The following is a 4,724-nucleotide window of genomic DNA, read 5'->3' on the forward strand; positions in this document are numbered from 1 at the left end:
TCCTGCCATGATGTCGCTCCTCATTGCGCCAATCGCAAACGAGGAATCCGCCAACACCCAATCAGTTCCGACGCAGATTTCTTGGAATCGATCGTCTAGTTATGCGGCGGTAACTTCGCCAAATCAAGCCGAGGCAATGTCAATGGGAAGCAGTCGCCAGGGGATCTTGGTTGCTCGAAGGCATGCGATATCGCGAACGCCGGCATCGCAAAGGAATTCCTGCAAGTCAGGCGATGCCTCGTCCTATGAAATCAATCAGGCTCAAGCCGACGCCGAAGGCTTACCCGATCCAAAGACACCCCTTTGCGTGAACTCCGAGATCCGACGCTCGTCGTAACCAAGCGTATGACGCAGGACGTCCTCGGTATGCTCGCCTAACAGGGGGGCAGCAACGGGATCGACCGGGCCGGTCAGGCTCATGGTAATCGGCGGCTCGATGTTGGGGACCCATTTCGCCGTAGGATGTGAAATCTGGCTCAAGCGATGGCGCTCCCGAGCCTCGGGTGCGTTAAATCCCTCTTCAACGGTCCGGAGATAGCCAACGGGGATATTCGCCAGCTTCATCTTCGCCATCCAGTTCTCGAGGGTATCGCCCGCGAAGACCCCGGCGATGGCTGCCCGCAGGAGCTCCTTGTTCTCGGAACGTGCTTTGCGCGAAGCGAACCGCGGATCGGTGATCAGATCGGGCCGGTTCAGCACCTCGACCACCAGCCGGCGATAGAGTCGGTCGTTCGCGCAGGCCATGTAGAGCGGCCCATCGGAGGCCTCGTAGACGCCGACGGTGGGAGACCCGCTCGGCGAATTACCGAACCGCCCAGGGTTCTCGCCGGTGATCAGATAAGCCATGCCGTAGAAGCCCGTCATACCCATGGCGACGTCGAACAGGGCGACCTCGACATGCTGCCCGCGGCCGAGCCGATCGCGCGCCAACAGCGCCAGCAGGATGGCGTTGCAGGCGGACATCCCCGTCGCCATGTCCACGATCGGCGGGCCGGTACGAACTGCCGGCCCATCGGCAAACCCGTTGAGCGACATGAAGCCGCTTTCCGCCTGCGTGATGGGATCGAAGCCGGGGCGCGAGGCGAATGGCCCGGTCCGTCCGTAAGCGGAAATCGAGCAATAGACCAGGCGCGGGTTGAGCGGCGCGACAGCTTCATAGTCGAGGCCAAATTTCTTCATGACCCCGCTGGAAAAGTTCTCGACGACCACGTCGGCCTTGCGAATCAAATCCAGCGCGATCTGGCGGGCCTCCGGCACGGCTAAATCGAGCGCGATACCGCGCTTGTTGCGGTTCAGGCTCAGATAAGCGGCGCTTTCGCCGCCGATTTCGGCGTGCTCATAGGCGCGCGTATCGTCGCCGCCGTCCGGATTCTCGATCTTGATGACGCGCGCTCCGAAATCGGCAAGCGTCTGAGTGCAGGCCGGCCCCGCCACCACGCGCGTGAAATCGACCACCAGAAGACCATCGAGCGCGGTAGGCGCGCCCGTCGTCCGCGACGAACGTTCCGGCAATTGAGGCTTGGTGGGCATCGACGGCGCTCCCTTACATCGGCTTATGGTCGCCGAATTCTTGCAAGAGCAAACATAAAGCCCGGCGCCGCCGACTCCGCAAGTGCTTCAGCAACATCGCTTCAATACGCAAAACGGCCCGGCAGCCGTCAAGCTGCCGGGCTCTCGGACATTCCGGGTGTACAAGGTTCGCCCTGCATCTCACGTGGGCCATTCCACGTGGAGAAGGTCACGTTCCGCTCCACGGAAACCCTGCCCCATTTCCCTCAGCGAAGCCACTTTCGCCAATAAAGCGTATGCGCCCAGGCCCAAGGCACTTCGGGTTCGTAGAGCCGATAGCCCGCCTGAATGAAGTTATTGGCAGATACTGGATTGTCCGTCGTATCGGAGACGATGCTGTGCCATCTATCCTCGTATGGTGCACAATACCGGTCTCGGCTTCGAACCAATGCCAACAGCTCAAGCATTCAAGAATAACGCCGGTATAGCTCGCCGTGACACGCAATCTGTTCTGATAGGATACTTCTCGCGTCTGACGCTTTAGTGGTACCAATTGCAGACCGCCTACGAGCCCACCCATATTCTCGATCCACCGCGACGACCTCACCAGCGAATCCACCCGCCGCTTGCTCGCGCTGCACCTTGCCGGCATGCACGCGAGCTCGCCGCCGGGCAGCGTGTTCGCGCGCCCGGCGTCACCGTCTGGTCGGTGCGCGAGGGCGAGGAGGTGGTCGGCATCGCGCGCTGAAGGAGCTCGACGACGGGGGCGCCGAGGTGAAGTCGATGCGGACCCATCCTGATCATCTGCGCCAAGGCGTCGCCGCACTGCTGCTGGACCTCATCCAGCCGAGCCCCTTCAACCAGTTCCTTCACCTCGCGCTAGGGTCCCGAGCCTGCCGCGCGTGTCAGCGTCGATCTGCCCTCGCCATGAGACGTGCGCGAAGATGTCCCTTGTCCAACTTGTCGTGTATCGCTGCGGTCAACACCTTACTCCCCCGTCAACTTCCGCTCGATATAAGCATCCACCGTCTCGGCGAAGGAGCGCTGCACCCCGGCCGCGGCACCGTGCTGGTCGAGCGCATCGCGCCGGAGCACGCGCAGGCCGCGCCCGCGCAGGCAAGCCGGCGCGGTGTTCAGATATAAATCGATGGCGCCTTGGGCGAGCGGGATGGCCTTCGGATCGCCCCTCGCGATCAAGAGACGCAAGAGGCTCTGGCAATCGGCCAAACCGGGCATGGGACCAGCTCTCAGCTTTGCTGCGAGTTCGACTTCGGCCGCTTGACCGGCTGGGTGTGCGTGCCGAACAGCGCCAGCAGAAACGCGATTTCTTCCTTCGAACCGACCTGGATCATGACGTGTCTCCTTTTCGCTCGGTTGGTCGGGGCGAGCGGACGCAGCGTTCAGGACAATCGGGTTTCAGCACTGTTTCAGGCGTGTTTCGTCGGGCCTCAAGCAGGCTTGAGGCTGCAAGACCATGCAGCGCGGCCTGCAAACGCCACAAGAACTTTGAACGGTCGCGCCCATCTCCGCGGCAAAGGGGAGCGCCATGGCGCAACACAGACCGTGCAGAACCCGTACACCCGCCGGCCATCTTGGTGAACCGGCCGCAATTCGGGGGTACTGACCTGTCTCCGGGCTCAGTGGCCGAGTTTGAATTTGGGAGTGGCCTAGCTTGCCTGTTGGACTCGAGGCCCAGCAAAAAATGGCCCCAGCTCCGGGGGCAATGGGGCGGTGGAGCCGGGGCCAATCGGGGTTGCCCTTGGGGAAGGGCATTGGGAAAACTCGGCAATCGGCAATGCGTTCCGCGCCTGCCGTCTTGCCGCGCCAGAACTGTCAGCGATCCTTGTCAGGTTTGCCGTTGGGGCTGCCGTCGCCGCCGCCATTACCCCAGCCGTTGTTGCCATGATGCACTAACCCACCGCCGGAATGCGCAATGGCCGTGCTGGTAAGAGAGGTCGAGAGTAGCGCCGTAACGGCGGGCGGAGTCACAACCGCGAATCTCCCACAGTTTTTTAGAAATTCACGGCGATCATCCTGATCCGAGGGCATCGTCGTTCCTCCTGCTCTGCAGTTGGGATATTAAATAGCCGCAGCAGAATTAAATCAATTTAAATAATTCATGTTCCTTCACGAATTTGAGAGGCCGCCTCCTAGCGCCGGGCGTTTCCCTGGGTGGCCTACTCAACCGCGCCTCGGCAGGCTGCGGCAATCGGATCACGGATTGGTGGCGTCTTGCCCGTGATTTGCCCGACCGGTCAAACTTTATCCAAATGCAACAAAACGGATTCGGCGGACCGAAATCTCTTCGCGCCATGCTGAGACATGCCCCTTGCAAGGACGCAAACGGGCGTAGCCGGAGACCGTCGATGTATTACGTCGCCGCCGCATTGCTGGTGCTGTCGGGACTGTTCTACTCCGCGAGCCATCACGAGCTCGGCCAGTTCGGCGCGAACATGTGCAGCTATGGCAGCACGTTCTGCGACAACCCGGTGGTCGTCTTCACCGGCGGCGCGCTGGCCGCTGCCTGGGGCCTGTTCGTCAGCGTCAAGTAGCAGCACGCGACCGGCTTGCAGCACGCCGTAGATCAGCGCCGCGAGCAGGATAAGGGCGCCGGCAGAGAAGACTGCTCCCGGCCCATGATGTCCTCCGTCAAATCCTTGCGTTGAACGCGCTAGCCCGCCAGTTCCTTGCGGACGGCGGCGGCCGAATTGCCGACCTTGTCGACCGCCTTTTGCAGCTCCTCCTTCGATACGCCGAGCGCGTGCGTCCAGTACTTGACCTCGAAGGCCTCGTGCATGTTGATCTTGCTGCGGTCCGGTTGCTCGCGCTTCGTCAGATTGTCCATTGCTTCCTCCAGGCGGAACAAACGCCGCCATGGACCGGCCGTTCCACGTCTCGGCCGCAGCTCACACGTTCAGCACAGCACGGACGCGAGCACCGCTGAAAACCTGCGCGGCGATTGCGTGCTGAAGCTTCAACGCGGCAGTTGAAAAATGCTCCACGAGGAGAAGCTCGAACTCATGGCACTCCGTACAATCCAAACGTGCTGTTCGCAATGGCGTTGCGCGTCGTTGCAAGGCGCGCCCTGGATCAGCAAGACCGTTTTGAACGTGGGGATCGGCATAGGGGGCGACCTTGTGGGTCGCTCCCCTGCCACACCACCCGGCATGCGGGTCCGCACCGGGCGGTTCGAGAAGTTGAGGTCATGAGAGACG

Annotated in this window: 5 protein-coding genes and 1 pseudogene; 1 reads left to right on the plus strand and 5 read right to left on the minus strand. The window is 61.7% G+C overall.

What is annotated here, in order from left to right:
- Positions 1–261 precede the first annotated feature (261 nt).
- The 4 genes and pseudogenes from IVA80_RS22165 to IVA80_RS22180 all read right to left on the minus strand — a co-directional run bounded on the left by IVA80_RS22165 (position 262) and on the right by IVA80_RS22180 (position 3,558).
- Complete coding sequence (locus IVA80_RS22165) at positions 262–1,530, minus strand: CoA transferase (protein ID WP_247435207.1); 1,269 nt, start codon at positions 1,528–1,530, stop codon at positions 262–264.
- Between the two features lie 245 nt (positions 1,531–1,775).
- Positions 1,776–1,913, minus strand: a pseudogene (locus IVA80_RS22170) (GNAT family N-acetyltransferase); the annotation flags it as partial.
- A gap of 583 nt (positions 1,914–2,496) precedes the next feature.
- Entirely contained in the window at positions 2,497–2,745 is a 249-nt protein-coding gene (locus IVA80_RS22175; protein WP_247435211.1) for a hypothetical protein, read from the minus strand.
- A gap of 597 nt (positions 2,746–3,342) precedes the next feature.
- Positions 3,343–3,558 (minus strand): hypothetical protein, encoded by a 216-nt coding sequence (locus IVA80_RS22180; RefSeq protein WP_247435213.1) that lies wholly within the window; start codon positions 3,556–3,558, stop codon positions 3,343–3,345.
- 317 nt (positions 3,559–3,875) lie between these two features.
- Between IVA80_RS22180 and IVA80_RS22185 the strand changes: the two genes are divergently transcribed.
- Entirely contained in the window at positions 3,876–4,061 is a 186-nt protein-coding gene (locus tag IVA80_RS22185) for a hypothetical protein (RefSeq protein ID WP_247435216.1), read from the plus strand.
- Between the two features lie 119 nt (positions 4,062–4,180).
- Here IVA80_RS22185 and IVA80_RS22190 read toward each other — a convergent pair whose 3' ends face one another.
- Entirely contained in the window at positions 4,181–4,354 is a 174-nt protein-coding gene (locus IVA80_RS22190) for a DUF3606 domain-containing protein (protein ID WP_247435219.1), read from the minus strand.
- Positions 4,355–4,724 lie beyond the last annotated feature (370 nt).

Source organism: Bradyrhizobium sp. 139, assembly GCF_023074175.1.
Lineage (GTDB): Bacteria > Pseudomonadota > Alphaproteobacteria > Rhizobiales > Xanthobacteraceae > Bradyrhizobium.